The following is a 24,428-nucleotide window of genomic DNA, read 5'->3' as shown; positions in this document are numbered from 1 at the left end:
GTTTCCCTACCTTATAGTAGGTAGATGCACGACGCTTCCACCCTGGCCCCCGGCGGCACCCGCGATCAGATCCTCGCGGTGGCGCGTGGGCTCATCGAAACCCGTTCCTACCTGGGCTTCAGCTTCCAGGACGTGGCCAACGCGGTGGGCGTGCGCAAGGCGAGCCTGTACCACCACTTTCCCACCAAGGAAGCGCTGGGCATCGCGGTGATCCAGGGCGCCACGCAGGGCTTCAAGGACTGGGTGGCGGCGCGCGCGCGCGAGCCCAAGGACGCGCTCGAATCCTATTTCCGCATGTACCGCAACACGCTGAAGGCCGGCTCGGGCCTGTGCCCGGCGGGCGCGCTGGCGCCGGGCTGGGACTGCATCAACGAAGACCTGCGCCAGGCCGTGCAGGCCCTGCGCAACACGCAGGTGATGTGGCTCACCGGCGTGCTCGGCGCGCTGGTGCCGGCGCAGGCGCAGAAAGACAACCCCGTGGCTTCGCTCGCGGCCTTCGTGTTCTCGTCGTGCCAGGGCGCGCTGCTCGCGTCGCGCATGACAGGCCGCGTCGAAGACTTCGACGACGCCATTGCGCAACTGCGGCGGGCACTGCCGCTGGACTGACCGATCCGTTTCACCACGGGCACGCCAGGCGTGCCTTTTTTTGAACCCCGAAGCCTACCGATTGGAAGGTAGTTTTTCTCCAAGGAGTGTTCCCATGAAAGCCGTGATTTCCGCCTATGCCCGTTCCCCGTTCCACTTCGCGAAGAAGGGCGCGCTGGCCGAGGTGCGTCCCGACACGCTCGCCGCCGGCGTGGTGCAGGGCCTGCTGCAGCGCACCGACCTCGACCCCGCGCTGCTCGAAGACATCATCCTGGGCTGCGCCTACCCCGAGGCGTCGCAGGGCAACAACCTGGCGCGCATCGTCGGGCTGCTGGCCGGGCTGCCGCACGAGGTGGGCGGCATGACGGTGAACCGCTTCTGCGGCTCGTCGATGCAGGCCGTGCACATCGCCGCCGCACAGATCGAGGCGGGCATGGGCGACGCCTTCCTGTGCGTGGGCGTGGAGTCGATGACGATGGTGCCGCAGGGCGGCTTCAACTTCTCGCCCAGCCCCGAGCTGCTGGCCAGCACCGATGCCTACATCTCGATGGGCGAGACCGCCGAGAACGTTGCGCAGCGCTGGAACGTGAGCCGCGCCGACCAGGAAGCGCTGGCTGTCGAGTCGCACCGCAAGGCGACCGAGGCGCGCGCACAGGGCCGGCTGGCTGGCGAAATCGTGCCGGTGCGCCTGGCCTCCGGCGAGGTGATCGATGCCGACGGCTGCATCCGCCCCTCGACCTCGGCTGAGGCGCTGGCCAACCTCAAGCCCGCGTTCCGCCCCGACGGCGTGGTCACGGCGGGCACCTCGTCGCCGCTGACCGACGGTGCGGCGGCCGTGCTGGTCACCAGCGACGCCTTCGCCGCCAAGCACGGCCTGAAGCCGCTGGCGCGCATCCGCTCGTTCGCGACCGTGGGCGTCGACCCGGCCGTCATGGGCATCGGACCGATTCCCGCCACGCGCAAGGCGCTCGCACGTGCGGGCCTGAGCGTGGCCGACCTCGACGTGGTCGAGATCAACGAAGCCTTCTCGTCGCAGGCGCTGGCCTGCATCCGCGACCTCGGGCTCGACCCGGCCACCGTCAACCTCGACGGCGGCGGCCTGGCCATCGGCCACCCGCTGGGCGCGACCGGTGCGCGCATCACGGGCAAGGCGGCGGCGCTGCTGGCGCGCGAGAACGGCCGCTATGCGCTCGCCACGCAATGCATCGGCGGCGGGCAGGGCATCGCCACCATCCTCGAGCGCGTCTGATCGCCCGAGAATGACGGGCAACGCAACAAGGAGACTCCCATGGACAAGCTGTATCTCGAAGACCTGAAGGTCGGCGACCGTTTTCAGAGCGGCGAACACCTGCTCGACGCGGCACAGATCAAGGCCTTCGCACAGCAGTTCGACCCGCAGCCCTTCCACACCGACGAAGAGGCCGCCAAGAACACCTTCTTCGGCGGGCTGGCCGCGAGCGGCTGGCACACGGCGGCGCTTACGATGAGGCTGCTGGTCGACAGCGGCATTCCGCTGGCCGACGGCATCATCGGCTCGGGCGGCGAGCTGCAGTGGCCCAAGCCCACGCGGCCCGGCGACGTGCTGCATGTGGTGAGCGAGGTGGTCGACATCACGCCCTCACGCTCCAAGCCCGGCCGCGCGATGGTCTCGATGCGCTGCCAGACGCGCAACCAGCGCGGCGAGGTGCTGCAGTACTTCACGCCCAAGCTGGTGGTGCACAGCCGCACCGCGACGTCCTGACTCTCAAACTCAGACGACGCGCAGGCCCAGTTCCTCGACCAGCGCGGCCGCCTGCCGGTTGGAGATGGTCGCGCCCTTGAACGGCGCGGCGTTGGCCAGCCGCAGGCCGCCCAGGTCCACGTCGCGCAGGTCGGCGCCTTCGAAGCGCGCCAGCTTCAGGTGCGCGTTGCGCAGGCTGCCGCCTTCGAAGATGGTCTCGCGGAAATCACAACCCGAGAGGTCGGCCTCCGACAGGTCGAGCTGCGCGAGCGTCTGCTTGCGGAACGACAGGCCGCGCAGGTGCGCGTCGATCAGCAACGAGTCCTTGAACACGACGCCCAGCGCCGACACCTCGCCGAAGTGCGCGCCCGTGAGCTTCACGCCCGTGAAGAGCGCCGAGGCCAGCTTGGCGCGCGCCCACTGCGTGTTGTTCAGGTCGCAGTCCTGGAAGCGCGCGTTCGTGAGGTCGGCCAGGCCGAAGTCGGCCTGGCGCGCGCGGCAACCAACCCAGCGCGTGTCCGCCAGCTGGGCGCGCTCGAACGAGGTTTCGGCGAAGCTGCACAGGGTGAACTGCGCGCCGCGCAGGTCGAGGCGCGACAGGTCGGCCTCGTCGAAATGGCAGCGTTCGAAATGCGGCGGCGTGTCGCGGCCCTGCAGGCAGGCCTGCAGCTCGGCGCGTGACCAGGTCTGGTCGGAAATCACATCGGTCATTCGGGGCGGGAATCGGTCAGCGCGCGCAGCTCTGCGGGGCTGAAGCCCGCCCGGCCGCGTGCTTCGAGGTTGAAAGGCGGCTTGTGGCGCGGCGCGTCGTAGCGCGCGACCAGGGCCGGGTAGTTGGCTTCGGCGTCGAGCCCGGCGCGCTCGCACAGCCAGCGGTACCAGTGGTTGCCGATGGCCACGTGGCCCACTTCGTCGCGCAGGATGATGTCGAGGATTTCCACGGCACGCAGCGCGTCGGGCGTGTTCACGCGCTTGAGCTTGGACTGGATCAGCGGCGTGGCGTCGAGCCCGCGCGCCTCGAGCGTGCGCGGCACCAGCGCCATGCGCGCGAGCACGTCGTCCTTGGTCTTCTCGCACATGTTCCACAGGCCGTCGTGGCCCGGAAAGTCGCCGTAGCGCCAGCCCATGCCCTGCAGGTGCGTGTGCAGCAGCGTGAAGTGCTGCGCCTCCTCGTCGGCCACGCGCAGCCAGTCGCGGTAGTAGGCCTCGGGCATGCCGTCGTAGCGCCACACGGCGTCCAGCGCGAGGTTGATCGCGTTGAACTCGATGTGGCAGATCGAATGGATCAGCGCGGCGCGGCCTTCCGGCGTGAAGGGCGAACGCTTCTGCACGGCGGTGGCGGCCACGCGCAGCGGGCGCTCGGGACGGCCGGGCACGCCTTCATCGTCGCCGGGCGTGCGCAGGGGCTCGAGTGCTATGGAAACAGTAGCTGCCTGTGCAGCCGTGGCGCGCGTGGCGGCCACCTTGTCGTCGGGGTCTGTCAGGCGCAGCGCGGCCAGCGCGCTCAATCGGGGGTGCATCCCTACAATTCTAGTTTTGCCCCTCCGGAGACAACCACGATGGCGATTTACGAATTGGATGGCATTGCACCGCGCCTTGGCGAAGGCGCATGGGTCGCGGACAGCGCCCAGGTCATGGGCAATGTCGAACTGGCAGAGAACGCGAGCGTCTGGTTCGGCGCCGTGCTGCGCGGCGACACCGAGGTGCTGACCATCGGGCGCAACAGCAACATCCAGGACCTGTCGGTGCTGCACGCCGACATCGGCTGCCCGCTGACCATCGGCGACAACGTGACTGTGGGGCACCAGGTGATGCTGCACGGCTGCACCATCGGCGACAACTCGCTGATCGGCATCCAGGCGGTGGTCTTGAATAACGCCAAGATCGGCCGCAATTCGATCGTTGGCGCCGGCAGCGTCGTGACCGAGGGCAAGGAGTTTCCCGACAACTCCCTCATCATCGGCTCGCCCGCCAAGGTGGTGCGCACGCTCGACGATGCGGCCGCCGCCAAGCTGCGCCAGAGTGCGGAGCACTATGTAGAAAACGCCCATCGCTTCGCGAAGGGCCTCAAGAAAATCGCCTGACTCCGCGCAGGCACAGAGAGAAAGATTCCGTTTTGAGCGAGCTGCACAAATTCCTGTTCGATGGCCTGCCGGTGCGCGGCATGATCGTGCGCCTGACGGATGCGTGGCAGGAGATCCTTGCGCGGCGCGCCTCCAACACCGCCACCGGCGCCTACCCGCCGCCGGTGGCCGAGCTGCTGGGCGAGATGACGGCCGCGGCCACGCTGATGCAGGCCAACATCAAGTTCAACGGCGCACTCATCCTGCAGATCTTCGGCGACGGCCCCGTGAAGGTGGCCGTGGCCGAGGCCAAGCCCGACCTGAGCCTGCGTGCCACTGCCAAGGTGATCGGCGACCTGCCGGCCGACGCGCGCCTGCCTGACATGGTCAACGTGAACAACAAGGGCCGCTGCGCCATCACGCTCGACCCGAAAGACAAGCTGCCCGGCACCACGCCGTACCAGGGCGTCGTGCCGCTGTTCGGCGACGACGGCCAGAAGCTGGGCAAGCTCAGCGACGTGCTGCAGCACTACATGCTGCAAAGCGAACAGCTCGACACCACGCTGGTGCTCGCCGCCGACGACAAGGTGGCGGCCGGCCTGCTGATCCAGCGCCTGCCCATCAAGGGCGAGGGCAACCTCGAAGGCACCTCGCAGCAGGTGCACGACGAGGCGCACCAGGACCAGATCGGCCGCAACGAGGAATACAACCGCATCTCGATCCTGGCGTCGAGCCTCACGCGCGACGAGCTGCTCACGCTCGACGTCGAGACCATCCTGCGCCGCCTGTTCTGGGAAGAGAAGCTGCTGCGCTTTGAACCGCAAGCCGGCCTCCTGGGCCCGCACTTCGCCTGCACTTGCGGCCGCGAGCGCGTGGCGCAGATGATCCGCGGCCTCGGCGTGGAAGAGGCCGAGGAAATCCTCGCCGAGCGCGGCGACATCGAGGTCGGCTGCGACTTCTGCGGCAAGCAGTACCGCTTCGACGCGGTCGACACCGCGCAGCTGTTCAAGCCGCTGGGCGACCAGCTGCCGGGCAGCCCGGTCGTCCAGTAGGCGCGACGCGGTTCAAGCGGGCTGCGGCGGTTGCCGCAGCACCTTGACCATCGCGGCCAGGCGCTCGTTGCCCAGGCCCGCGCCCAGCGCGCGGTCGAACTGCCCCTTCAGGAAATCCGGAAAGCCCGCGTCGAGCTGCGCCTCGCGCGCCTGCTTCACGAACAGTCGGCCCGAGCCCGCGCAGGTGGCCATCGAGCTCTCGGGCTCGCCGTACCGGCCGGCGTGGATCGCCTCGCCTTCGGCCTGGATCATTTCGCCGAGCACCGGCGAGATCGCGCCGATCATCTGCGAGAACCCGTCCACCGGAAGCCCTTCGGCTTCGCAGATGCGCACGCCGTGAAAGAACCCGCTCATCGCCCCGAACATGCAAGAGAGCGTGGCCAGGTCCCAGGCGGCTGCGTTGCCGATCGGCTCGCCCATGTGCTGGATGTTGCCGGCGATGGCTTCGAGCAGCGGCCGGCAGGCGGCGAGGGCGCGTGCCTCGCCCGAGATGAAGAGCGGCGTGTCGGGCCGGCCGATCTGGCCCGGTGTGGCGAGCAGGGCGCCGTCGAGGTACGCCACGCCGCTGAGCGCGGCCCAGTCGTCGCGTGCGTCCTGGGGCGTGCCGGTGCTCAGCTGCACCAGCACCTTGCCGCGCAGCGCGTCGTGAACGCCGGGCGCGGCGAGGATGGCGCGCGACGCCGGGTAGTCGGCCACGCAGACCAGCACGATGGGGCTTGCCTGCACGGCGGCCAGAGCTGTCGGTGCGAGCACCGTGCCCTGGTTCAGGAGGGGCGTCGCGCGCTCGGTGGTGCGGTTCCACACCGTCAGCGTGAACTTCGATGCTTGAAGGGCGCGCGCGAGGGCGATGCCCATGGGGCCGAGGCCGATGAGGGAAACGTCGGTCATGTGAGGTCCTTGGTGAGAGATCGGATCAGGCGGCAGCCGGCGTCAGGCCCTGGCCCAGCCCGCCATCGACGGTGAGGCGCGCGCCCGTCGTGAAGGTCGCCTCGAAGGCGAAGAACAGCACCGCGCGCGCCACTTCGGCCGACGTGCCGTGGCGCCGCATCGGCGTGATCTGGTCGCCCAGGCGCATGAACTCGGCGCGCTCTTCGGCGCTCGCGTCGGTCACGCCGAGCGTGGGCGTGTCGATGAAGCCGGGGCTCACCACGTTCACGCGGATGCCGCGCGTCACCAGCTCCGCCGCGAAGCCGGAGGCCATCGAGCGCAGTGCGGCCTTGGTGGCGCTGTACACGCTCATGCCATGCATGCCGCCTTCGTCTGCGATGGACGAGGTGAAGACGATCGCGCTGCCCGCCGGCATCAGCGGCGCCAGGCGCTGCACGGTGAAGAACGGGCCCTTGGTGTTGACGGCGAAGGCGCGGTCGTAGCCGGCCTCGGTCACCTGCTCGAAGGGCTCGAGCGACGAGATGCCCGCGTTGATGTGCAGCAGGTCGATGCGGCCGAAGCGCTCGCGCACGGTGGCGGCCAGTGCATCGATGTCGGTCAGCGAGGCCGTGTCGGATGCCAGCACGTGCGCCCGCGCGCCGTACGGGCCGAGCACGCGGCGCGCGGCCTCCAGGTTCTGCGGGTTGCGGCCGGTCACGAGCACGTCGGCGCCGCCGTCGAGCAGCGCCTGCGCGGTGGCCAGGCCCATGCCGAGGGTGCCGCCGGTGATGACGGCCTTCTTGCCTGCGTAGGGGGTGTGGGGTGTGGTGTTCATGGCCGTCGATGATCCGGATCGCACGGCTTGCGGTCGCGCACGTTCAGCCGTGGGGGAGCACAAACGGCCGACGGCATGCACGCCGCGCGCGGCCCATAATGTTTCGATGAGCGATACCGATCTGGACACCGATCTGCACGGGCACGGTGGTGCGGCGTCCGAGGTGGCGCTGTCGGCCGACAGCTTCGTCGCGCCGCCCGCCACCGACAGCCTGCGCGTCGACGTGCGCCAGACCCCCGGCGGCGTGGTCGGCTACGAGGCGCTGCCCGACCACCGTCTCAAGCTGCACGTGGGCGCGCCGGTGGCGGGTGCCTGCCAGTTCCATCGTTTTCTCTACACGCGCGGCGACCTCGACATCCTGCCGGCTGGCAGCACCGACATCTGGCATGAAGAGTCGCCGAGCACCTCGGTCGTGGTGCGCATGGCGCCCGCGCTGCTCGTGCGCACGGCCGATGAGATGGGCCTGCCGGCCGAGCGCGCGGTGCTCGGCGAACGTCACCAGTTCCGCGACCCGCAGATCGAGCACATCGCCTGGGCGCTCGACGCCGAGCGGCGCGCGGGCTTTCCCAACGGTCGGCTCTACACCGACAGCCTGGGCACCGCGCTCGCGGTGCAGCTGATCGCGGCGGGCCCGCAGGTGGCGCCGTCACCCGCGCAGGGGCTGACGCGGCTGCAGCTGAAACGCGTGACGGAATTCATCGAGGCGCACCTGGACGGCGACCTGTCGCTGGCCGCGCTGGCCGAGGTCGCGGGCCTGAGCGCCTCGCACCTGAAGACGCAATTCAAGCGCTCGACCGGCCAGGCGGTGCATGCGTATGTGGTGCATCGCCGCGTCGACCGCGCGCGCAGCCTGCTGCTGAACAGCGAGCTGCCCGCGAGCCTCGTGGCGCTCGAGAGCGGCTTCTCGCACCAGAGCCACATGGCGCGCTGCATGCGCCGCGTGCTGGGCCTCACGCCCGGCGAGGTGCGGCGCGCGGCCTGAGCTCAGCGCGCTTCGTCGTCGAAGCCGCCGAATGCGATGTCGGGCGCGCTCGTGTTGTGCTTGGAGGGCAGGGTGCGGCCGAAGCGCACTTGCGTGGCGTTCAGCGTCTTCACCTCGGGCAGCGGCAGCGCCTGCTCGGCCGCCTGCGGCGAGGCCTGCCAGCGCACCTCGCTCATGTCGGCGTTGTCGCGCGTCACGTACATCGAACGCAGCACCGCGAAGGGCTGCTTGGCGCTCGCCGTGGGCTTGGAGAGCGTCACGTCGAGCGCGGTGCGGGTGCGGCTGATCTCGGTCACGCGCGCCACAGCGCTGCCGCCGTCGGCGAAGCGCAGGTGGATGGCCAGCGGTTTCGGTACGACGCGGATCGACGCGATGTTCACCACCGGCCGCCCGGCTTGAACGACCGGGCCGAGCAGGAACGACGAGCCGTACACACCGTCGCCGAAGCGCGCCTCAGGCAGCGGCTTGAGGCGCCAGTAGCCGTCGGAGGGGTAGAGCACGATGGCCTCGAGCGCCTTGCCGTTTTCCTTCTTGAACACCTGCAGCAAGTGAAAGCCGCGGTCGTGGCGCGCGCCGACCTGCACCGGCACACGCGCCGGACGCCAGAAGGTCGGCAGCGTCATGCCGACGATGCGCCATTGCGCGTTGTCGAGCAGCACGACGGTGCGTTGCTTGAAGCGGTGCGCCGGGTCGGTGGGGTGGGCGCCGCCGTCGAAGTTGCAGCCCGAGAAGTCGGGCGCGGTGACGTCGTTGCCGATGGTGCCGAGGTAGCTGGGCTGCAGCGCTTCGATGCGCAGGCGGCGGATGCCGTCGCCGCGCAGCACCATCGACACGTTGTCTTCCTCGGCGCAGGCCGTGGGGGTGGTGGCGTTCTCGACGGTGGCGGCCACGGGGGCTGCAGAAGTGGCACCGGTGGTCAGCAGCAGGGCGAGGAAAGCGGCGGCGGGAGCGCGCGAGGCAAGGCGCGCAGCGGTCGAAACGGGCATCGGGTCTCCGGTGAAGGGGAGAGGGCGCGCGAACGCGCAGGAGCCGGAAGGCTCAGGGCGGGTCGCGGCGCGCCATCAGGTCGCTGAAGAGCTTATGTTCGCATTCCGGGTCGGAACACTTCTCGCAAGGCCATGTCCACGAGGCGGGCTTGGCATCGCGGCGGGTGCGCGTGCGGGCGCGGCCTTCGTTGCCGGCGATGGTGTTGATCGCATTCCAGGCGTTCGCCAGCCGTTCTCCACCGCTGCCATGCACCACGGCGTACGAGAGCCCGGCGCGCGAGAGCGCGGCGCGCACCAGCGTGTCGGTCGGCTGGCGCGCATGCGGGCCGTCGCGCATGTCGTCGGCCACCCAGGGCAGGTCGAGCGCGGTGAGCAGCGTGATGGCATAGCGCCGCTGTGCGGCGAGGGCGCTGTCGTACAGCGAGGTGTCGGCGAACAGCTGCTCGCTGTAGACCGCTGTCATGAGTGCCGTGGTGTCGGCCACCACCACGCCCGTGGCGGCAGCGGCGTCGATGCGGCGCATCTGTTCGTCAGCGATGGCCTGCTGCTCGTCGGGGTGCGGCGTGCGGCCTTCGCGTTCGCACCATTCGCGCAGGTACTCGCCCACCAGCGTGACGGGCGTGCCGCGGTCCTGCAGGCGCTGTGCGATGGCGCACGAGAGCTCGGTCTTGCCCGTGCTCTCGGCGCCCACGAGCGCGATGACGCAGCCGGTCGGCAGGTTCGGCGTCATGCCGGCACCGCCTTCGTCGTGGCCTTCGGCAGGCGTCGCTGCCATGCCAGGAAGCCGGCCACGCTGAGCACGGCGAACACCGCGTACAGCGCTGTCGTGAGCCACAGGCCTTTGTGGATGAACAGGCCCACGCTGACCACGTTCACGGCCAGCCAGATGAGCCAGTTCTCGATGAACTTGCGTCCGAGCAGGAACTGCCCGACCAGGCTCAGGCCGGTGACGAAGCCGTCCCACCAGGGCACGTCGGTGTTGGTGAAGCGACGCAGAAAGAGGGCGACCACGGGCCACGCAATGGCGCAGGCCAGGAGGGCGTACGCGGTACCGCGCGGCGACAGCCGGCTGACCCGCAAGGCGCTGCCGTCGGCGCGAAAGCCGCGCAGCCATTGCGCCCAGCCCCACAGGGCGACGAAAGCGAAGAAAACTTGAAGGGCTGCGTCGCCGTAGATGCGTGCGTTGGCGAACACCACCACGTAGAGCAGCGAGCTGACGATCGCCAGCGGCCAGCCCCAATGGATCTCGCGCATGTTGCAGCCGACCATCGCGAGCGCGAGCACGGCCGCGACGAGTTCGAGCCAGGTGACGGGAGAGCCCCACAGCGCAAAGGCGGAGGCCGAAAGGAACTCGGGGAGGAGGTTCACACCGAGGCTGTGCGTCTTTCGGGTCGCTCTGTGAACCTCACACGGTCTGGTCGTGCGACACCGCGGAACCGGCTTTGCCGGGCCGCTGGTGTCGCCCCCTGGAAGGGGGTTGGCGAAGCGACACGAAGTGCGCGGAGACTGGGGGTCATCCGATTACCTCGCGATCTGCACGAAGACTTCGTTCGGTTTGACCATGCCGAGTTCCGCGCGGGCGCGTTCCTCGACCATCTCGAGGCCGTCTTTCAGGTCATTGACTTCGGACGCGAGCCGCTCGTTGTTGAGGGAGGCCTTGGCGTTGGCGTCCTTCTGGTCGGCCAGCTGGGTCCTCAGCTGGGCGACCTCGCGCACGCTGCCGCGCCCGTTCCACAGCTGCCACTGCAGGATGACCAGCAGGAGCACCAGGATGAGAGGAGGGACGAAGCGCGCGCGCATGCAGGCTGCGAGGCGCTACTTGAGGTTGTAGAACGCGCCGCGGCCCGGGTAGACGGCGATGTCGCCGAGGTCTTCTTCGATGCGCAGCAGCTGGTTGTACTTGGCGATGCGGTCCGAACGCGACAGCGAGCCGGTCTTGATCTGGCCGGCATTGGTGCCCACGGCGATGTCGGCGATGGTGCTGTCTTCGGTTTCGCCCGAACGGTGCGAGATGACGGCCGTGTAGCCCGCGCGCTTGGCCATCTCGATGGCGGCGAAGGTTTCGGTCAGCGTGCCGATCTGGTTGATCTTGATCAGGATCGAGTTGGCGATGCCCTTGTCGATGCCTTCCTGCAGGATCTTGGTGTTGGTGACGAACAGGTCGTCGCCCACCAGCTGCACGCGCTTGCCCAGGCGTTCGGTCAGGTGCTTCCAGCCGTCCCAGTCGCCTTCGTGCATACCGTCTTCGATGCTGATGATCGGGTACTTGTCGACCCAGGTGGCGAGCATGTCGGTCCAGCTTTCGGCCGTGAGCGACAGGTTTTCGCCCGACAGCACGTACTTGCCGTCCTTGTAGAACTCGCTGGCCGCGCAGTCCAGGCCCAGGGCGATCTGCTCGCCGGCGGTGTAGCCGGCCTTGTCGATGGCTTCCAGGATGAGCTGGATGGCTGCTTCGTGGCTCTCGACGCTGGGAGCGAAGCCGCCTTCGTCGCCCACGGCGGTGCTGATGCCGCGGTCGCCCAGGATCTTCTTCAGGGCGTGGAACACTTCGGCGCCGTAGCGCACGGCCTCGCGGAAGCTCTTGGCGCCCACGGGGATGATCATGAACTCTTGCAGGTCCAGGCTGTTGTTGGCGTGCGCGCCGCCGTTGATGACGTTCATCATCGGCACCGGCAGCTGCATGCCGCCCATGCCGCCGAAGTAGCGGTACAGGGGCAGGCCCGACTCTTCGGCCGCGGCGCGGGCCACGGCCATCGAGACGGCGAGGGTGGCGTTGGCACCCAGGCGGGCCTTGTTGTCGGTGCCGTCCAGGTCGATCATCGTGCGATCGAGGAAGGCCTGTTCGCTGGCGTCCAGGCCCAGCACGGCTTCCGAGATCTCGGTGTTGATGTTCTCGACGGCCTTCAGCACGCCCTTGCCGAGGTAGCGGCTCTTGTCGCCGTCGCGCAGCTCGATGGCCTCGCGCGAACCGGTCGAAGCGCCCGAGGGCACGGCCGCACGGCCCATGGTGCCCGATTCGAGCAGCACGTCGCACTCGACGGTGGGGTTGCCTCGGCTGTCGAGAATTTCGCGGCCGACGATGTCAACGATTGCACTCATCTCTATCTCTTTCTCTGGGTCTCTTGGTGGAGTGGACTGGCAAAAAACGGAATCAAAGGCCTTCGACCGCGATCATGTTCATGATGGCGGCGCCGGCACGCGCTTCACGCGCTTTCAGGTATTCGGGCGTCTCGTAGAAGGCCTTGGCCTTCTCGAAGCTGGGGAATTTGAGCACGACGACGCGGGTGGGCTTCCAGTCGCCCTCGAGCGGCTGCACCTGGCCGCCGCGCACGCAGACTTCGGCGCCGTGCGCCTGCATCGCGACGCTCGACCACTTCTTGTATTCCTCGTACTGCGTCGGGTTGGTAACTTCGACGTGGGCGATGACGTAACCACTGCTCATGCTTGAAAACTGTCCTCGAGGAATGCGTTTTTCTTGGTGACCCGGTCGAGCGCGATGAGCGTCTCGAGCAGGGCCTTCATGTGCTTGAGCGGCACGGCGTTGGGGCCGTCGCTCAGGGCTTTGTTCGGGTCGGGGTGCGTCTCCATGAAGAGACCGGCCACGCCCACGGCCACGGCCGCGCGCGAGAGCACCGGCACCATTTCGCGCTGGCCTCCCGAACTGGTGCCCTGGCCGCCGGGCAGTTGCACCGAGTGGGTGGCGTCGAACACCACGGGTGCTTTCGTCTCGCGCATGATCGCCAGCGAGCGCATGTCCGACACGAGGTTGTTGTAGCCGAAGCTGGCGCCGCGTTCGCAGGCCATGAAGCTGTCTTCGTCCAGGCCGGCTTCCTTGGCGGCAGCGCGGGCCTTGTCGATCACGTTCTTCATGTCGTGCGGTGCGAGGAACTGGCCCTTCTTGATGTTCACCGGCTTGCCCGACTGCGCCGCGGCATGGATGAAGTCGGTCTGGCGGCACAGGAAGGCGGGCGTCTGCAGCACGTCGACCACCTTGGCGGCCTCGGTGATGTCCTCGTGGGTGTGCACGTCGGTCAGCACGGGCAGGCCGAGTTCACGCTTCACCTTGGCCAAAATTTCGAGGCCCTTGTCGCGACCCGGGCCGCGAAAGCTCGTGCCCGAGGAACGGTTGGCCTTGTCGAAGCTGCTCTTGAAGATGAACGGGATGCCCAGCGACGCGGTGATTTCCTTCAACGTGCCGGCCGTGTCCATCTGCAGCTGCTCGGATTCGACCACGCACGGGCCGGCGATCAGGAAGAAAGGCTGGTCCAGCCCGATGTCGAATCCGCAAAGCTTCATGCCACTGCCTTGAGCGTCTTGTTGGTGCTGCCCGCGCCCTTGTCCTTGTGGTCGAGCGCCGCCTTGATGAAGGCGTTGAACAACGGATGGCCGCCCCACGGCGTTGACTTGAACTCGGGGTGGAACTGCACGCCCATGAACCACGGGTGCACGTTCTGCGGCAGCTCGACGATTTCGGTCAGGTGCTCGCGCTGCGTGAGCGCCGAGATCACGAGGCCGGCGTTGCGCAGCTCGTCCAGGTAGTTGACGTTGGCTTCGTAGCGGTGGCGATGGCGCTCGGTGACCACGTCGCCGTAGATGCTGTGCGCCAGCGTGCCCGGCGTGACGTCGGAGCTTTGCGCACCCAGGCGCATGGTGCCGCCGAGGTCGGACTTCTCGTCGCGCGTCTTCACGGTGCCGTCGCGGTCCTTCCACTCGGTGATCAGCGCGATCACGGGGGTGGGCGTCTCCGGGTCGAACTCGGTGCTGTTGGCGTTCTTCAGGCCGGCCACGTGGCGGGCGTACTCGATGGTGGCGACCTGCATGCCCAGGCAGATGCCCAGGTAGGGCACCTTCGATTCACGGGCGAAGCGGGCGGCCGAGATCTTGCCTTCCACGCCGCGCTGGCCGAAGCCGCCGGGCACCAGGATGGCGTCGTACTTGGCCAAGCGCGACACGTCTTGCGCCGAGATGGTCTCGGAGTCGATGTAGTCGATCTTCACGCGGGCATGGTTCTTCATGCCGGCGTGGCGCAGCGCTTCATTGAGCGACTTGTAGCTGTCCGACAGGTCGACGTACTTGCCGACCATGGCGATCGACACTTCCTGCTGCGGATGCTCGACCTCGTACACCAGCTCGTCCCAGCGCGTGAGCTTGGCCGGCGGGGTGTTGATGCGCAGCTTGTCGCAGATCAGGCCATCGAGGCCCTGTTCGTGCAGCATGCGGGGCACCTTGTAGATGGTGTCCACGTCCCACATGGAGATCACGCCCCATTCGGGCACGTTCGAGAACAGCGAGATCTTGGCGCGCTCGTCGTCGGGGATCGGGCGGTCGGCGCGGCACAGCAGGGCGTCGGCCTGGATGCCGATGGCGCGCAGTTCCTTGGCGGTGTGCTGCGTGGGCTTGGTCTTGAGCTCGCCGGCGGCGGCGATCCAGGGCACGTAACTCAGGTGCACGAAGGCCGAATTGTTCGGGCCCATGCGCAGGCTCATCTGGCGCACGGCTTCCAGGAAGGGCAGCGACTCGATGTCGCCCACGGTGCCGCCGATTTCGACGATGGCCACGTCCACTTCATGCGCCGTGCCGATGCCGGCGCCGCGCTTGATGTATTCCTGGATCTCGTTGGTGATGTGCGGAATGACCTGGACGGTCTTGCCGAGGTAGTCGCCGCGGCGTTCCTTCTCGAGCACGGTCTTGTAGATCTGGCCGGTCGTGAAGTTGTTGGCCTTGCGCATCCGCGTGTTGATGAAGCGCTCGTAGTGGCCGAGGTCGAGGTCGGTCTCGGCGCCGTCATCGGTGACGAACACTTCGCCATGCTGGAACGGTGACATCGTGCCGGGGTCGACATTGATGTACGGATCGAGCTTGATGAGGGTGACTTGGAGGCCGCGCGATTCGAGGATCGCGGCGAGCGAGGCGGAGGCGATTCCCTTGCCAAGGGAAGATACGACACCACCGGTGACGAAGACAAATTTGGTCATGCCAGTTCCGGACGCGTGAATCCGGGCAGTGGGAAATTGCGATTATAGGTGTCCCCTTTGTGCCTCCACGGCCGAAGGCCATCCGGTTCCTGATCTTGTCGGTATGTGAGCAACAATATGTCCCATGCAAGATCTCGCCGGCAAACACATCGTCCTCGGACTCACAGGGGGCATCGCCTGCTACAAATCGGCCGAGTTGTGCCGCCTGCTCGTGAAGGCGGGCGCCACCGTCCAGGTCGTGATGACCGAGGCGGCCGAGCAGTTCATGACGCCGGTCACCATGCAGGCGCTCTCGGGGCGCACCGTCTACACCTCGCAGTGGGACGCCCGCGAGCCGAACAACATGCCGCACATCAACCTCAGCCGCGAGGCCGACGCGATCGTGCTGGCGCCCTGCAGCGCCGATTTCATCGCGCGGCTGGTACAGGGCCGCTCCGACGAGTTGCTGAGCCTGCTGTGCCTGGCGCGTCCGACCGACCGCGTGCCGCTGTTGATCGCCCCCGCCATGAACCGCGAGATGTGGGCCCATCCGGCCACGCAGCGCAACCTGATGCAGGTGTCGGCCGACGGCGCGACCGTGCTGGGCGTGGGCAGCGGCTGGCAGGCCTGCGGCGAAACCGGCGACGGGCGCATGCTCGAACCGGCGCAACTGCTCGAGGACATCACGGCCTTCTTCCAGCCCAAGCTGCTGGCGGGGCAGAAGGTGCTGGTCACGGCCGGCCCGACCTTCGAGGCGCTGGACCCGATCCGCGGCATCACCAACCATTCGTCCGGCAAGATGGGTTTCGCCATCGCCCGCGCGGCGCGCGAGGCCGGTGCCGAGGTCACGCTGGTGGCCGGCCCGGTGCACTTGCCGACCCCGCGCGGCGTGAGCCGCATCGACGTGCTGTCGGCGCAGGAGATGCTCGAAGCCACCACCCGCGCTGCGCAGGCAGCTAGCATTTTTGTAGCAACGGCCGCCGTGGCCGACTGGCGCCCGGCGACGCACAGCGACCAGAAGATCAAGAAAGACGGCAGCGGCCAGACGCCGGTGCTGCACTTCGTCGAGAACCCCGACATCCTGCTCACGGTGGCCAAGAGCGAACGCGCACAGGCCAGGAAGCTGTTCTGTGTGGGCTTCGCCGCCGAGAGCGAGAACCTCGCCGAGCACGCCAAGGCCAAGCGCGAACGCAAAGGCATTCCGCTGCTGGTGGGCAACATCGGCCCCCTGACCTTCGGGCAGGACGACAACGCCTTGCTGCTCGTGGACGCGAAGGGCGTGCGCGAGCTGCCCCGCGCGCCCAAGCTCCGGCTGGCGCGCGAGTTGATGACGGAGATTGCCGCGCGACTTCCTGATTGGAGGGCCTGATGAACACCGAATCCAACACACCACCCAACGGCGACTTCGCCCGCTACGTGGAGCAGCTGTCGGCGCGGGCTGGCCAGTCCGCCCGCGTCCCGGGCAAGGAGTCCGAGCACGGGCTGGACGTCGGCATGACGCCTTCGCCCGGCGCGCAGGGGACCGTCGCCACGCGGCGCGAATCGCCGGCTGGCGAGGCCGCGAAGGCAGACGGCACCAAGGCCATCCCCCTGGGCACGCTCAAGGTGCTGGCCGGCATGGGGGCGATGGTGTTCCTGGTGCTGTGGGCCATCGGCGTGCCGCTCTCCGTGCTGGTCCTGGGCGCCGCCGCGGCGGCCTGGTTCGGCAAGCGTTTTCTCAAGGGACTCAGCCTGAGGCCCGGGGTCGCCAAGTGGCAGCAGGTGCTCGAAGAGGCCGCCCGCAGGCAAAAAGAACAGCAACAGAAATAAACAAGGCAGCAAGTCAGTGAACGTAGACGTCCGAATCCTCGATCCGCGCATGGTGGATCAATTGCCCGCGTATGCCACCCCCGGAAGCGCCGGCCTCGACCTGCGGGCCTGCCTCGATGCCCCGGTCACGCTCGAACCCAATGCCTGGCAACTGGTGGGCACCGGCATCGCGATCCACCTGGCCGATCCGGCCTATGCCGCGCTGATCCTGCCGCGCTCGGGCCTGGGTCACAAGCACGGCATCGTGCTGGGCAATCTCGTCGGCCTGATCGACAGCGACTACCAAGGCGAGCTGAAGGTCAGCGCCTGGAACCGCAGCAACACGCCCTTCGTGCTGCAGCCGATGGAGCGGCTCGCGCAGCTGGTGATCGTGCCGGTGGTGCAGGCGCAGTTTCGCGTGGTCGCCGAGTTCGAGGCCTCGCAACGCGGCGAGGGCGGCTACGGTTCGACCGGCAAGCACTGAGCCTTTGCCCCGGCAAAGCTGAAGGGCACCTGAGTATCCAAGGCGTAAAGAACGGAACCGCCGGCGTGCGGTTCGTCTCGAAGGTTTCAGCGTGTGTCTTTCGTCATCGCGGCTTCGGCTGAAACGTTAGACACAGGCAGGCATGCAGCCCGTCCGGGCGCGTGCTGTTTTCTTCGAGGAGCCTCTTTCATGAACATCTCAATGCGCTTCATTTCCGTCACGGCGTCCGTGCTCGCACTGGCCACGCTCACGGCCTGTGTCGCGCCGGCCCCGGTTTACCAGACCTCGCGCTATCCCTACCAGGCCCCGCCGCGGGCGATCCAGTACCAGGAAGCGGCCTACGTCGAGTACGGCCACGTCGCCAACATCGAGGTGCTGCGCAGCGAAACCGCGGGCGTGGGCACCACGGGTGGCGGTGCCATCGCGGGCGGCCTCATTGGCGGCGTGGTGGGCAACCAGTTCGGACGCGGCAACGGCCGTGCCGCAGCCACTGCGCTCGGCCTCGTGGGCGGCGCCTTGCTGGGCAACACCATCGAGGCCCAGCAGAACGGCCCGCGCGCCTACGAGAGCTACCGCGTCTCGGTGCAGACCGACCGCGGCGGCTACCGCGCCTTCGACGTGCAAAACCCGGGCGACCTGCGCATCGGCGACCGCGTGCGCATCGACAACGGGCACATCTCGCGCATGTAAGCGGTCGGCCGCGCGCGCAAAGAAAAAAGCCGGGCACTGCCCGGCTTTTGCTTTGTGGGATGGCTGGGTGTCAGTGCAGCATCTGGCCGCCCGGCGCCATCGGCGGCACCTTGAAGAAGGCCGTGCCGGCCGAGCCGCGGCCGACTTCTTCTTCGGTGGCTTCACGCACCGAACGCACCGTGATGTCCAGGCGGATCGCGATGCCCGCCAGCGGGTGGTTGCCGTCGAGCACGAGGTGGTCGGGGTAGATCTCGGCCACGGTGTAGATCGCGTCCTTGGGCATGGCCTCGCTCACGCCCTTGGGCAGGGCGGAGCCGTCGAAGGTCATGCCTTCCTCGGTGCCTTCGGGGAACAGCGCGCGCGGCTCCAGGAAGAGCAGCTGGTCGTTGAAGTCGCCGAAGCCCTGTTCGGGCTCGATCTGCAGTTGCACGCGCGCGCCGGGCTCATGGCCCTGCAGGGCGGCCTCGATCACGTCGAAGAGGTCGTCGCCGCCCACCATGAATTCCACCGGCTCGTCGAGCACGTCCAGCACATCGCCCAGCGTGTCTTTCATGGTCCAGGTCAGGCCGACCACGCATTGTTCAGAGATTTCCATTGCAGAATTCTCCCATGGAGATCAATCAACCGCTGCCCTTGCTTGGCGGCCTGAGGCCCGCGCAGTTCATGCGCCGGTACTGGCAAAAGAAACCCCTGCTGATCCGGCAGGCCGTTCCCTCGATGGTGCCACCGATCGACCGCCAAGCGCTCTTCGCGCTGGCGGAGCGCGAGGGCGTCGAGTCGCGCCTGATCCGGCATGGGAAGGGCGGCTGGTCGCTCAAGCACGGCCCGTTGCCCCGCCGCGCGCTGCCGCCGCTGAAGCAGCCGGGCTGGACGATGCTGGTGCAGGGGGTCGACCTGCATCACGACGGCGTGCACGACCTGCTGCGGCAGTTCCGCTTCCTGCCCGACGCGCGCCTGGACGACCTGATGATCAGCTACGCGAGCGACACCGGCGGCGTCGGCCCGCATTTCGACAGCTACGACGTGTTCCTGCTGCAGGCGCAGGGGCGGCGCCGCTGGTCCATCGGCAAGCAATCCGACCTGCGGTTGCAGCCTGACGTGCCGCTCAAGGTGCTCGAGCATTTCGAGCCCGAGCAGACCTTCGTGCTCGAGCCCGGCGACATGCTGTACCTGCCGCCCAAGTACGCCCACGACGGCGTGGCGGTGGGCGACGACTGCATGACGTATTCCATCGGGCTGCGCTCGTCCGCCGTGGGCGAGTTGGGCGCCGACCTGCTGGCGCGCGTGGCGCAGGCCTATGCGGAAGACCTGGAAGACGCAGGCCCGGCCGAACTGGCGCGCTACCGCGATCCGTCGCAACCTGCCGTCGAGGCCCCGGCCGCGATGCCGGCCGCGCTGCAGGACTTCGCGCGCAAGGCCGTCGAAGCCGCGCTGCGCGACCCCGACGCCATCGACCGCGCGCTGGGCGAATCGCTCACCGAGCCGAAGGCCAACGTCTGGTTCGGCGAAGGCAATGAAGTGCCCGCGGTGCTGCGCGAAGTCGCGCTCGACCGCCGCACGCGCATGCTCTACGACGCGCGGCACGTCTACATCAACGGCGAGAGCTTCCGCGCCGGCGGGGCCGACGCCACGCTGATGCGGCGGCTGGCCGACCAGCGCGCGCTCGGTGCGCGCGAACTGGCCCGCGCCAGCGAGGGCGCGCGGGCGCTGCTGGGCGAGTGGTGCGAGGCGGGCTGGCTGCATGCCGGGTGAAGGCGCCATACCGGTCCTGAGCGAAGGCCGATTCGACGGCCGCGAGGCGTTTGCCGACCTCGTTCGCGGGGCGTTGTCCGCTGCCGCACGCCAGGGCTGGAGCGAGATCGTCTTCAGCGACCCCGACTTCGCCGACTGGCCCCTGGGCGAGCGCGCCAGCATCGAGGCGCTGCAGGCCTGGTCGGCCAGCGGGCGCCGCCTGTTGCTGCTGGCAGGGCGCTTCGACCTGATCGAGCGCGGCCATGCGCGCTTCGTGACGTGGCGCCGCACCTGGGACCACATCGTCGAATGCCGCGCGGCAGGCCGTTCAGGCGCGGCAGAGGAGGTGCCCAGCGCCCTGTGGACGCCCACCTGGTGCCTGCACCGCATCGACCCCGAACGCAGCCGCGGCGTCTGCAGCGGCGACGCGCGTGCACGGCGCGACCTGCGCGAAAGCCTCGACGAGCGCTGGCGCCAGGGCCGGCCGGCCTTTCCCGCCTCCACGCTCGGCTTGTAAGCCAATGCCGCAAATACACCCCCGCGACATATCCGGGCGGGGTTGGCGGTCTAGAATTTTTTGGTTCCAGACCTTCATTGCCAAAGGAGTCCTCATGAAGAAGTCGTCGTCCGTCCTGATTGCCTCGCTGATCGCCGCTGCCGCCCTGGTGGCCTGCGGAAAGAAAGAGGACGCCGCCCCCGCGGTCGTGACCCCGCCGCCCGCTCCCGTGACCGAACCCGCACCCGCCGCACCGCCAGCCGCCGCGCCTGCGTCGGCACCGTCGGCAGCCGCCTCGTCGGCCCTGGACGCCGCCAACGCCGCGACCGAAGCCGCCAAGAAGGGCGAGGCACCGAAGCAGTAATTTCGCTGCAGGTCCGCACCATGCAAAAAAGCCGCCCTCGGGCGGCTTTTTCATTGGGGGAGGGCGATGCCCCGCCTGTTCAGACGTCGAGCCAGGGCGAGCCCTCGGCGGCGGTCGCCGTGAGCATCTCGGCTTCATCGCCGCCCAGCGCCTCGGCCATCAGGCGCCGCACGATCTCGGGCCGGTTGTTCTGCTCGCTCAGGTGCGCCGCGACCACGTGGCGCAGCCCGTCGTGGAGCACGGCGCGCGCGATCTCGGCGGCCGCGGTGTTCGACAGGTGGCCGTAGTTGCCGCCCACGCGCTGCTTCAGGAATGACGGGTAGGCCGAGCCGGCGAGCAGGTCGCTGTCGTGGTTGAACTCCAGCAGCAGCGCGTGCGCGCCGCGCAGCCGGGCCAGCACGTGGCTGGTGGCGTGGCCCAGGTCGGTCAGCACGCCCAGCGTGCGGTTGCCGTCGGTGCAGCGCAGCTGCAGCGGCTCGCGGGCGTCGTGGGGCACGGTGAAGGGCTGCAGGCAGAGGTCGCCGACCGTGAACTCGGCGTCGTCGCGCGCCAGGTGCAGGCGGCCTTCGTAGTCGCGGCGGCCGGTGGCAAGCCACGTGCCTTCGCTCATCCAGACCGGAATGCGGTCGCGCAGCGACAGCGCGTGGGCGCAACCGATGTGGTCGCCATGCTCGTGGGTGATGAAGACGGCGTCGAGGTCTGCGGCAGCCAGGCCCGCTTGGGCCAGGCGCCGGTCGAGCTGGCGGATGCCGAAGCCGCAGTCGACGAGGAGGCGGGTGGTGCGGCCGGCGCTGGTCGTTGCTTCGACCAGCGCGGCGTTGCCCGTGCTGCCGCTGCCGAGGCTTCGGAAGCGGAGCATGGGGCTTACTTCAGGTCGTCGGCGATGACCTTGACGATGCGCTGCGCGTTGGCCGAGGTTTCGGGTGCGCCGGCGTCGTTCAGGACCGAGACCGTGGTGGCTTCGCCCTGGCTCTTGACCGAGATGCGGAACTTGATCGGCGCTTCGTCCTTCTTGGAGCTGAACAGCTTGCCGAAGAAGCCATCGTCCTTCTTGTCGGGGTTCGGCGTCACGTAGCGCACGTAGTAGGTGCCGGCGCTGCGATCGCGGTCTTCGACGGTGAAGCCGGTGCGGTCCAGGGCCAGGCCGACGCGGCGCCATGCGCGGTCGAAGCCTTCGCTGATCTGCACGACCGGCTGGTTGCCGACGGTGGCCACGGTGGCGGTCTTGGGCGCTGCGGTGGTCGCGGCGAGGATCTTCGACTGCTCTTGCGACACACCGAGCTTGACCATCAGGCGGCGCAGGAATTCGGTCTCGAGCTCAGGATCGCTCGGGCGGGGCTGCCACACGGTCTGGTCCTGGCGGGAGTTGTTGTAGACCTCCTGCATGCCGCGGTGGCTGACGAAGATCTCGGTGCCGTTGGTGCTGCGCTCCAGGCGGGTGCGGAAGCGATCGAGTTCGCCGGTCGAGTAGACCGAGTCGACCAGCTTGCCCAGCGTGCCGCGGATGATGTCCTGCGGCAGCTTGGCGCGGTTCTCGGCCCAGTCGGTTTCCATGATGCCCAGGTTGCGCTGGTCGGTGGTCAGCAGGAAGCCGTTTTCCTGCCAGAAGTCCTTGACGGGCTCCCAGAGCTGGTCGGGCGTGCGGTTGATGACGATCCAACGCTGCGTGCCTGAGCGCTCCATGCGCACGTCGCCGATGTTGGCCACGGCGGTGGGGATGCCCGGTGCGTTCGCGATGCCGGCCTGGTAGGCGTTGGCGGTGACGGCGCCGCCCGGCACTGCGTAGCGGTTGTCGCGCGAGAGCTGGGAGAGATCGGGTGGGACTTCGAGCGTCGGGGCCTTGCCTGCGCTCTTGTAGTCGATCTTGTCGCTCTCGAGGACGGAGCAGGCGGCGAGGCTGGCAACGAGGGCCAGCAGTGCAAGTCGCGAAATGTTCTTCAACGTCGTCTTCCTTGGTGGAATGGTTCGGTCAATCGATGGGCCCCAGCGCCCCGCCCTCTCTGAGCACTGTTGCGGCAAAAGGTTGCTTGACCTTGCTGCGAACAGGGGGAAAGGGCGGACGGGAGCCGGTGTGATCGGTGGGGAAACCCGGGCTCGGTCAGTCCTTGAGCAGGCCGGTGGCGCGCAGGGCGCCCTCGACCGCCGGGCGGCTCGCTTCGCCGAGTTCCGTGAGCGGCAGCCGCAGGGCGCCGCCGCACAGACCCAGGCGGGCCATGGCCCACTTGAGCGGGATCGGGTTGGGTTCGACGAACAGGTTGCGGTGCAGCGGCATCAGTTCGAACTGCAGCTGCATCGCGCGCTTGACGTCGCCGGCCAGTGCGGCCACGCACAGCTCGTGCATCTTGCGCGGCGCCACGTTGGCCGTGACGCTGATGTTGCCCTGGCCGCCGCACAGCATGAGCGCGACCGCGGTCGGGTCGTCGCCGGAGTAGACGGCAAAGTTTTTCGGCAGGTCGCGGATGAGCCACTGGGCACGCTCGATGTTGCCGGTGGCTTCCTTGATGCCGATGATGCCGGGCACCTGCGCCAGGCGCAGCACGGTGTCGTGCGCCATATCGGCGACGGTGCGGCCGGGCACGTTGTACAGCACCACGGGCAGGTCGCCGACAGCTTCGGCGATGGCCTTGAAGTGCTGGTACTGGCCCTCTTGCGTGGGCTTGTTGTAGTAGGGAACGACCTGGAGTTGCGAGTCGGCGCCGACGCCCTTGGCGAACTTGGCGAGCTCGATGGCTTCCTTGGTCGAGTTCGCGCCGCAGCCGGCCATCACGGGCACGCGGCCCCGGGCCTGCTCGACGGATACGCGGATGATTTCGCAGTGCTCTTCCACATCGACCGTCGGCGATTCGCCGGTGGTGCCGACCACGCCAAGGCAGTCGGTGCCTTCGTCAATGTGCCAGTCGATGAGCCGCCGCAGGGCGGGGTAGTCGACACTGCCGTCGTCGTGCATCGGCGTGACGAGCGCGACGATGCTGCCTGTCAGTTGCTCCAAGGGAATCTCTTTGTCGGTGGACGAAAGCGGCCATTCTACTGACTCCGGCCGGGCCGGAGACAGTTGTGTCGGCCAGCTCAGCTGGCCTTCAGGAAGTGGCGCGGCGGGGCGCCCGCGGCCGCTTCGCCGGGCCGCACGGCGGCGATGCGCTGGACGAAGCGCGCCGGCTCCGGCAGGAAGCCGTCTTCATAGGCGATCACCTGCAGGCTGGCGCAGGCCCCGAGCAGTTCGCCCGGCTGCAGCAGGAAATCGGGCCGCGAGGGCTTGCCGACGGTCTCGTTGCCGGCGGCGAAGGTCTCGTACAGCAGCACGCCGCCCGGCGCCACCGCGGCCACGATGTCGGCCATGCGCGGGCGCCAGAGGTAGTTCGTGACGACCACCGCGCCGAAGCGCTGGGCCGCGAAGGGCCAGGGGCCCGACTCGATGTCGGCCGCCACCACGCGCCCGAAGGCGCCGGCCGCCTCGACGGCTTCGGGCGCCCGGTCGACGCCGGTCGCCGCATGCCCGCGCCCGGCGAACCACTGCATGTGCCGCCCGGACCCGCAGGCCACGTCGAGCACCGTGGCGTTCGGGGCGAGCAGGTGCGACCAGCGCACGACCCATTCGGAGGGCGCCGTGTTCGCATGCACGGGAATTGCTACATCTTTCATAGCTGCCTGGGCCCGGTTTGCGGGCGGTTCGGGTCGAAGTCGTTCAGAAACAGGACCACACCTGGTCGACCAGCGTGACCAGGAACGTCGGATGCACGTACAGCGCGAACACGCCGCCCAGCGCCGCCAGCACGGCGGCGAGCCAGGCGGCCTGGGCCAGGTAGTGGTTGCGTGTGCGGGGCGTCATGGCGA

General features: G+C 68.4%; 31 protein-coding genes. 13 read left to right on the top strand and 18 right to left on the bottom strand.

Annotated features, from left to right (window positions below; all coding sequences use genetic code 11):
- Positions 1-24: 24 nt before the first annotated feature.
- The 3 genes from VHAB30_RS14810 to VHAB30_RS14800 all read left to right on the top strand — a co-directional run bounded on the left by VHAB30_RS14810 (position 25) and on the right by VHAB30_RS14800 (position 2,326).
- The gene (locus tag VHAB30_RS14810; RefSeq protein ID WP_095947288.1) at positions 25-606 is read left to right on the top strand and encodes a TetR/AcrR family transcriptional regulator; all 582 of its coding nucleotides are present in this window, start codon (positions 25-27) and stop codon (positions 604-606) included.
- A gap of 94 nt (positions 607-700) precedes the next feature.
- A complete protein-coding gene (locus VHAB30_RS14805) occupies positions 701-1,834 on the top strand; it encodes a thiolase family protein (RefSeq protein WP_159277518.1) in 1,134 nt (377 codons plus the stop codon).
- A 39-nt stretch (positions 1,835-1,873) separates the two neighbouring features.
- A complete protein-coding gene (locus VHAB30_RS14800) occupies positions 1,874-2,326 on the top strand; it encodes a MaoC family dehydratase (protein WP_159277517.1) in 453 nt (150 codons plus the stop codon).
- A 9-nt stretch (positions 2,327-2,335) separates the two neighbouring features.
- Here the strand turns inward: VHAB30_RS14800 and VHAB30_RS14795 are convergent, their stop codons facing one another.
- Both VHAB30_RS14795 and VHAB30_RS14790 read right to left on the bottom strand, forming a co-directional pair.
- Positions 2,336-3,016, bottom strand: coding sequence for a pentapeptide repeat-containing protein (locus VHAB30_RS14795; protein ID WP_159277516.1), 681 nt, complete (start codon positions 3,014-3,016; stop codon positions 2,336-2,338).
- Complete coding sequence (locus VHAB30_RS14790; RefSeq protein ID WP_159277515.1) at positions 3,013-3,825, bottom strand: ferritin-like domain-containing protein; 813 nt, start codon at positions 3,823-3,825, stop codon at positions 3,013-3,015. The genes VHAB30_RS14795 and VHAB30_RS14790 overlap by 4 nt, the downstream gene beginning before the upstream one ends.
- A 39-nt stretch (positions 3,826-3,864) precedes the next feature.
- On the opposite strand from VHAB30_RS14790, the gene VHAB30_RS14785 reads away from it, so the two are divergent.
- Both VHAB30_RS14785 and hslO read left to right on the top strand, forming a co-directional pair.
- Positions 3,865-4,389: a gamma carbonic anhydrase family protein gene (locus tag VHAB30_RS14785; protein ID WP_070059531.1), complete on the top strand. Its 525-nt coding sequence runs from the start codon at positions 3,865-3,867 to the stop codon at positions 4,387-4,389.
- A 32-nt stretch (positions 4,390-4,421) separates the two neighbouring features.
- A complete protein-coding gene (gene hslO / locus VHAB30_RS14780; protein WP_070059530.1) occupies positions 4,422-5,420 on the top strand; it encodes an Hsp33 family molecular chaperone HslO in 999 nt (332 codons plus the stop codon).
- A 12-nt stretch (positions 5,421-5,432) separates the two neighbouring features.
- On the opposite strand, the gene VHAB30_RS14775 is transcribed toward hslO, so the two are convergent.
- Positions 5,433-6,308 carry an NAD(P)-dependent oxidoreductase gene (locus tag VHAB30_RS14775; RefSeq protein WP_159277514.1) on the bottom strand — a complete coding sequence of 292 codons (876 nt, stop codon included), beginning with the start codon at positions 6,306-6,308 and terminating at the stop codon, positions 5,433-5,435.
- A gap of 25 nt (positions 6,309-6,333) precedes the next feature.
- The gene (locus VHAB30_RS14770) at positions 6,334-7,122 is read right to left on the bottom strand and encodes an SDR family oxidoreductase (protein ID WP_159277513.1); all 789 of its coding nucleotides are present in this window, start codon (positions 7,120-7,122) and stop codon (positions 6,334-6,336) included.
- 106 nt (positions 7,123-7,228) lie between these two features.
- On the opposite strand from VHAB30_RS14770, the gene VHAB30_RS14765 reads away from it, so the two are divergent.
- On the top strand, positions 7,229-8,104 hold the full coding sequence (locus VHAB30_RS14765) for an AraC family transcriptional regulator (protein WP_159277512.1): 876 nt from the start codon (positions 7,229-7,231) through the stop codon (positions 8,102-8,104).
- A 2-nt stretch (positions 8,105-8,106) separates the two neighbouring features.
- Here the strand turns inward: VHAB30_RS14765 and VHAB30_RS14760 are convergent, their stop codons facing one another.
- The 8 genes from VHAB30_RS14760 to VHAB30_RS14725 form a co-directional block, all read right to left on the bottom strand.
- Positions 8,107-9,090, bottom strand: a complete 984-nt coding sequence (locus VHAB30_RS14760) for a hypothetical protein (protein WP_159277511.1) — start codon at positions 9,088-9,090, stop codon at positions 8,107-8,109.
- Between the two features lie 52 nt (positions 9,091-9,142).
- Positions 9,143-9,820, bottom strand: coding sequence for an AAA family ATPase (locus VHAB30_RS14755; RefSeq protein ID WP_159278357.1), 678 nt, complete (start codon positions 9,818-9,820; stop codon positions 9,143-9,145).
- A complete protein-coding gene (gene pnuC, locus VHAB30_RS14750) occupies positions 9,817-10,458 on the bottom strand; it encodes a nicotinamide riboside transporter PnuC (protein ID WP_159277510.1) in 642 nt (213 codons plus the stop codon). Before pnuC ends, VHAB30_RS14755 begins: the two co-directional genes overlap by 4 nt.
- Before the next feature lie 153 nt (positions 10,459-10,611).
- Entirely contained in the window at positions 10,612-10,890 is a 279-nt protein-coding gene (ftsB, locus tag VHAB30_RS14745) for a cell division protein FtsB (RefSeq protein WP_159277509.1), read from the bottom strand.
- A gap of 15 nt (positions 10,891-10,905) precedes the next feature.
- Positions 10,906-12,189 (bottom strand): phosphopyruvate hydratase, encoded by a 1,284-nt coding sequence (gene eno / locus VHAB30_RS14740; protein ID WP_062474653.1) that lies wholly within the window; start codon positions 12,187-12,189, stop codon positions 10,906-10,908.
- A 52-nt stretch (positions 12,190-12,241) separates the two neighbouring features.
- The gene (locus VHAB30_RS14735) at positions 12,242-12,532 is read right to left on the bottom strand and encodes a DUF1330 domain-containing protein (RefSeq protein WP_062474654.1); all 291 of its coding nucleotides are present in this window, start codon (positions 12,530-12,532) and stop codon (positions 12,242-12,244) included.
- Positions 12,529-13,386, bottom strand: a complete 858-nt coding sequence (gene kdsA, locus VHAB30_RS14730) for a 3-deoxy-8-phosphooctulonate synthase (RefSeq protein WP_159277508.1) — start codon at positions 13,384-13,386, stop codon at positions 12,529-12,531. Before kdsA ends, VHAB30_RS14735 begins: the two co-directional genes overlap by 4 nt.
- Positions 13,383-15,065, bottom strand: coding sequence for a CTP synthase (locus tag VHAB30_RS14725; RefSeq protein ID WP_139705616.1), 1,683 nt, complete (start codon positions 15,063-15,065; stop codon positions 13,383-13,385). Before VHAB30_RS14725 ends, kdsA begins: the two co-directional genes overlap by 4 nt.
- Positions 15,066-15,189: 124 nt before the next feature.
- On the opposite strand from VHAB30_RS14725, the gene coaBC reads away from it, so the two are divergent.
- The 4 genes from coaBC to VHAB30_RS14705 all read left to right on the top strand — a co-directional run bounded on the left by coaBC (position 15,190) and on the right by VHAB30_RS14705 (position 18,006).
- A complete protein-coding gene (coaBC, locus tag VHAB30_RS14720; protein WP_095947300.1) occupies positions 15,190-16,413 on the top strand; it encodes a bifunctional phosphopantothenoylcysteine decarboxylase/phosphopantothenate--cysteine ligase CoaBC in 1,224 nt (407 codons plus the stop codon).
- Complete coding sequence (locus VHAB30_RS14715; RefSeq protein WP_159277507.1) at positions 16,413-16,853, top strand: hypothetical protein; 441 nt, start codon at positions 16,413-16,415, stop codon at positions 16,851-16,853. The genes coaBC and VHAB30_RS14715 overlap by 1 nt, the downstream gene beginning before the upstream one ends.
- 16 nt (positions 16,854-16,869) lie before the next feature.
- Positions 16,870-17,316: a dUTP diphosphatase gene (gene dut, locus VHAB30_RS14710; protein WP_070059522.1), complete on the top strand. Its 447-nt coding sequence runs from the start codon at positions 16,870-16,872 to the stop codon at positions 17,314-17,316.
- 189 nt (positions 17,317-17,505) lie between these two features.
- Positions 17,506-18,006: a glycine zipper 2TM domain-containing protein gene (locus VHAB30_RS14705; RefSeq protein WP_062474665.1), complete on the top strand. Its 501-nt coding sequence runs from the start codon at positions 17,506-17,508 to the stop codon at positions 18,004-18,006.
- 70 nt (positions 18,007-18,076) lie between these two features.
- On the opposite strand, the gene VHAB30_RS14700 is transcribed toward VHAB30_RS14705, so the two are convergent.
- Positions 18,077-18,601 carry an FKBP-type peptidyl-prolyl cis-trans isomerase gene (locus VHAB30_RS14700; protein WP_095947302.1) on the bottom strand — a complete coding sequence of 175 codons (525 nt, stop codon included), beginning with the start codon at positions 18,599-18,601 and terminating at the stop codon, positions 18,077-18,079.
- 14 nt (positions 18,602-18,615) lie between these two features.
- Between VHAB30_RS14700 and VHAB30_RS14695 the strand changes: the two genes are divergently transcribed.
- The 3 genes from VHAB30_RS14695 (at position 18,616) to VHAB30_RS14685 (ending at position 20,597) form a co-directional block, all read left to right on the top strand.
- Positions 18,616-19,758, top strand: coding sequence for a JmjC domain-containing protein (locus VHAB30_RS14695; RefSeq protein ID WP_159277506.1), 1,143 nt, complete (start codon positions 18,616-18,618; stop codon positions 19,756-19,758).
- Entirely contained in the window at positions 19,748-20,254 is a 507-nt protein-coding gene (locus VHAB30_RS14690) for a hypothetical protein (RefSeq protein ID WP_159277505.1), read from the top strand. Before VHAB30_RS14695 ends, VHAB30_RS14690 begins: the two co-directional genes overlap by 11 nt.
- Positions 20,255-20,348: 94 nt before the next feature.
- Positions 20,349-20,597, top strand: a complete 249-nt coding sequence (locus VHAB30_RS14685) for a hypothetical protein (RefSeq protein ID WP_056583267.1) — start codon at positions 20,349-20,351, stop codon at positions 20,595-20,597.
- Positions 20,598-20,676: 79 nt separating this feature from the next.
- Here the strand turns inward: VHAB30_RS14685 and VHAB30_RS14680 are convergent, their stop codons facing one another.
- The 5 genes from VHAB30_RS14680 to VHAB30_RS30960 all read right to left on the bottom strand — a co-directional run bounded on the left by VHAB30_RS14680 (position 20,677) and on the right by VHAB30_RS30960 (position 24,423).
- Positions 20,677-21,456 (bottom strand): MBL fold metallo-hydrolase, encoded by a 780-nt coding sequence (locus VHAB30_RS14680; protein ID WP_159277504.1) that lies wholly within the window; start codon positions 21,454-21,456, stop codon positions 20,677-20,679.
- A 5-nt stretch (positions 21,457-21,461) separates the two neighbouring features.
- Positions 21,462-22,538, bottom strand: coding sequence for an outer membrane protein assembly factor BamC (gene bamC, locus VHAB30_RS14675; RefSeq protein WP_062474681.1), 1,077 nt, complete (start codon positions 22,536-22,538; stop codon positions 21,462-21,464).
- Between the two features lie 157 nt (positions 22,539-22,695).
- The gene (gene dapA, locus VHAB30_RS14670) at positions 22,696-23,592 is read right to left on the bottom strand and encodes a 4-hydroxy-tetrahydrodipicolinate synthase (protein ID WP_370869904.1); all 897 of its coding nucleotides are present in this window, start codon (positions 23,590-23,592) and stop codon (positions 22,696-22,698) included.
- A gap of 71 nt (positions 23,593-23,663) precedes the next feature.
- Positions 23,664-24,236 (bottom strand): class I SAM-dependent methyltransferase, encoded by a 573-nt coding sequence (locus VHAB30_RS14665; RefSeq protein WP_159277503.1) that lies wholly within the window; start codon positions 24,234-24,236, stop codon positions 23,664-23,666.
- A 43-nt stretch (positions 24,237-24,279) separates the two neighbouring features.
- Complete coding sequence (locus VHAB30_RS30960) at positions 24,280-24,423, bottom strand: hypothetical protein (protein WP_167395003.1); 144 nt, start codon at positions 24,421-24,423, stop codon at positions 24,280-24,282.
- Positions 24,424-24,428: the final 5 nt, after the last annotated feature.

The organism is Variovorax boronicumulans, from assembly GCF_009811375.1.
In the GTDB taxonomy this organism is placed as follows: Bacteria; Pseudomonadota; Gammaproteobacteria; order Burkholderiales; family Burkholderiaceae_C; genus Variovorax; species Variovorax boronicumulans.
The sequence above is the reverse complement of the archived record's forward strand: the minus strand, read 5'-3'. Positions and strand labels throughout refer to the sequence as shown.

Excerpts from the sequence above, each read along its gene's own strand:
- VHAB30_RS14810 (WP_095947288.1), top strand. The coding sequence starts at position 25 with ATGCACGACGCTTCCACCCTGGCCCCCGGCGGCACCCGCGATCAGATC.
- VHAB30_RS14805 (WP_159277518.1), top strand. The coding sequence starts at position 701 with ATGAAAGCCGTGATTTCCGCCTATGCCCGTTCCCCGTTCCACTTCGCG.
- VHAB30_RS14800 (WP_159277517.1), top strand. The coding sequence starts at position 1,874 with ATGGACAAGCTGTATCTCGAAGACCTGAAGGTCGGCGACCGTTTTCAG.
- VHAB30_RS14795 (WP_159277516.1), bottom strand. The coding sequence starts at position 3,016 with ATGACCGATGTGATTTCCGACCAGACCTGGTCACGCGCCGAGCTGCAG.
- VHAB30_RS14790 (WP_159277515.1), bottom strand. The coding sequence starts at position 3,825 with ATGCACCCCCGATTGAGCGCGCTGGCCGCGCTGCGCCTGACAGACCCC.
- VHAB30_RS14785 (WP_070059531.1), top strand. The coding sequence starts at position 3,865 with ATGGCGATTTACGAATTGGATGGCATTGCACCGCGCCTTGGCGAAGGC.
- VHAB30_RS14775 (WP_159277514.1), bottom strand. The coding sequence starts at position 6,308 with ATGACCGACGTTTCCCTCATCGGCCTCGGCCCCATGGGCATCGCCCTC.
- VHAB30_RS14770 (WP_159277513.1), bottom strand. The coding sequence starts at position 7,122 with ATGAACACCACACCCCACACCCCCTACGCAGGCAAGAAGGCCGTCATC.
- VHAB30_RS14765 (WP_159277512.1), top strand. The coding sequence starts at position 7,229 with ATGAGCGATACCGATCTGGACACCGATCTGCACGGGCACGGTGGTGCG.
- VHAB30_RS14760 (WP_159277511.1), bottom strand. The coding sequence starts at position 9,090 with ATGCCCGTTTCGACCGCTGCGCGCCTTGCCTCGCGCGCTCCCGCCGCC.
- VHAB30_RS14755 (WP_159278357.1), bottom strand. The coding sequence starts at position 9,820 with ATGACGCCGAACCTGCCGACCGGCTGCGTCATCGCGCTCGTGGGCGCC.
- ftsB (WP_159277509.1), bottom strand. The coding sequence starts at position 10,890 with ATGCGCGCGCGCTTCGTCCCTCCTCTCATCCTGGTGCTCCTGCTGGTC.
- eno (WP_062474653.1), bottom strand. The coding sequence starts at position 12,189 with ATGAGTGCAATCGTTGACATCGTCGGCCGCGAAATTCTCGACAGCCGA.
- VHAB30_RS14735 (WP_062474654.1), bottom strand. The coding sequence starts at position 12,532 with ATGAGCAGTGGTTACGTCATCGCCCACGTCGAAGTTACCAACCCGACG.
- kdsA (WP_159277508.1), bottom strand. The coding sequence starts at position 13,386 with ATGAAGCTTTGCGGATTCGACATCGGGCTGGACCAGCCTTTCTTCCTG.
- VHAB30_RS14725 (WP_139705616.1), bottom strand. The coding sequence starts at position 15,065 with ATGACCAAATTTGTCTTCGTCACCGGTGGTGTCGTATCTTCCCTTGGC.
- coaBC (WP_095947300.1), top strand. The coding sequence starts at position 15,190 with ATGCAAGATCTCGCCGGCAAACACATCGTCCTCGGACTCACAGGGGGC.
- VHAB30_RS14715 (WP_159277507.1), top strand. The coding sequence starts at position 16,413 with ATGAACACCGAATCCAACACACCACCCAACGGCGACTTCGCCCGCTAC.
- VHAB30_RS14705 (WP_062474665.1), top strand. The coding sequence starts at position 17,506 with ATGAACATCTCAATGCGCTTCATTTCCGTCACGGCGTCCGTGCTCGCA.
- VHAB30_RS14700 (WP_095947302.1), bottom strand. The coding sequence starts at position 18,601 with ATGGAAATCTCTGAACAATGCGTGGTCGGCCTGACCTGGACCATGAAA.
- VHAB30_RS14695 (WP_159277506.1), top strand. The coding sequence starts at position 18,616 with ATGGAGATCAATCAACCGCTGCCCTTGCTTGGCGGCCTGAGGCCCGCG.
- VHAB30_RS14690 (WP_159277505.1), top strand. The coding sequence starts at position 19,748 with ATGCCGGGTGAAGGCGCCATACCGGTCCTGAGCGAAGGCCGATTCGAC.
- VHAB30_RS14685 (WP_056583267.1), top strand. The coding sequence starts at position 20,349 with ATGAAGAAGTCGTCGTCCGTCCTGATTGCCTCGCTGATCGCCGCTGCC.
- VHAB30_RS14680 (WP_159277504.1), bottom strand. The coding sequence starts at position 21,456 with ATGCTCCGCTTCCGAAGCCTCGGCAGCGGCAGCACGGGCAACGCCGCG.
- VHAB30_RS14665 (WP_159277503.1), bottom strand. The coding sequence starts at position 24,236 with ATGAAAGATGTAGCAATTCCCGTGCATGCGAACACGGCGCCCTCCGAA.
- VHAB30_RS30960 (WP_167395003.1), bottom strand. The coding sequence starts at position 24,423 with ATGACGCCCCGCACACGCAACCACTACCTGGCCCAGGCCGCCTGGCTC.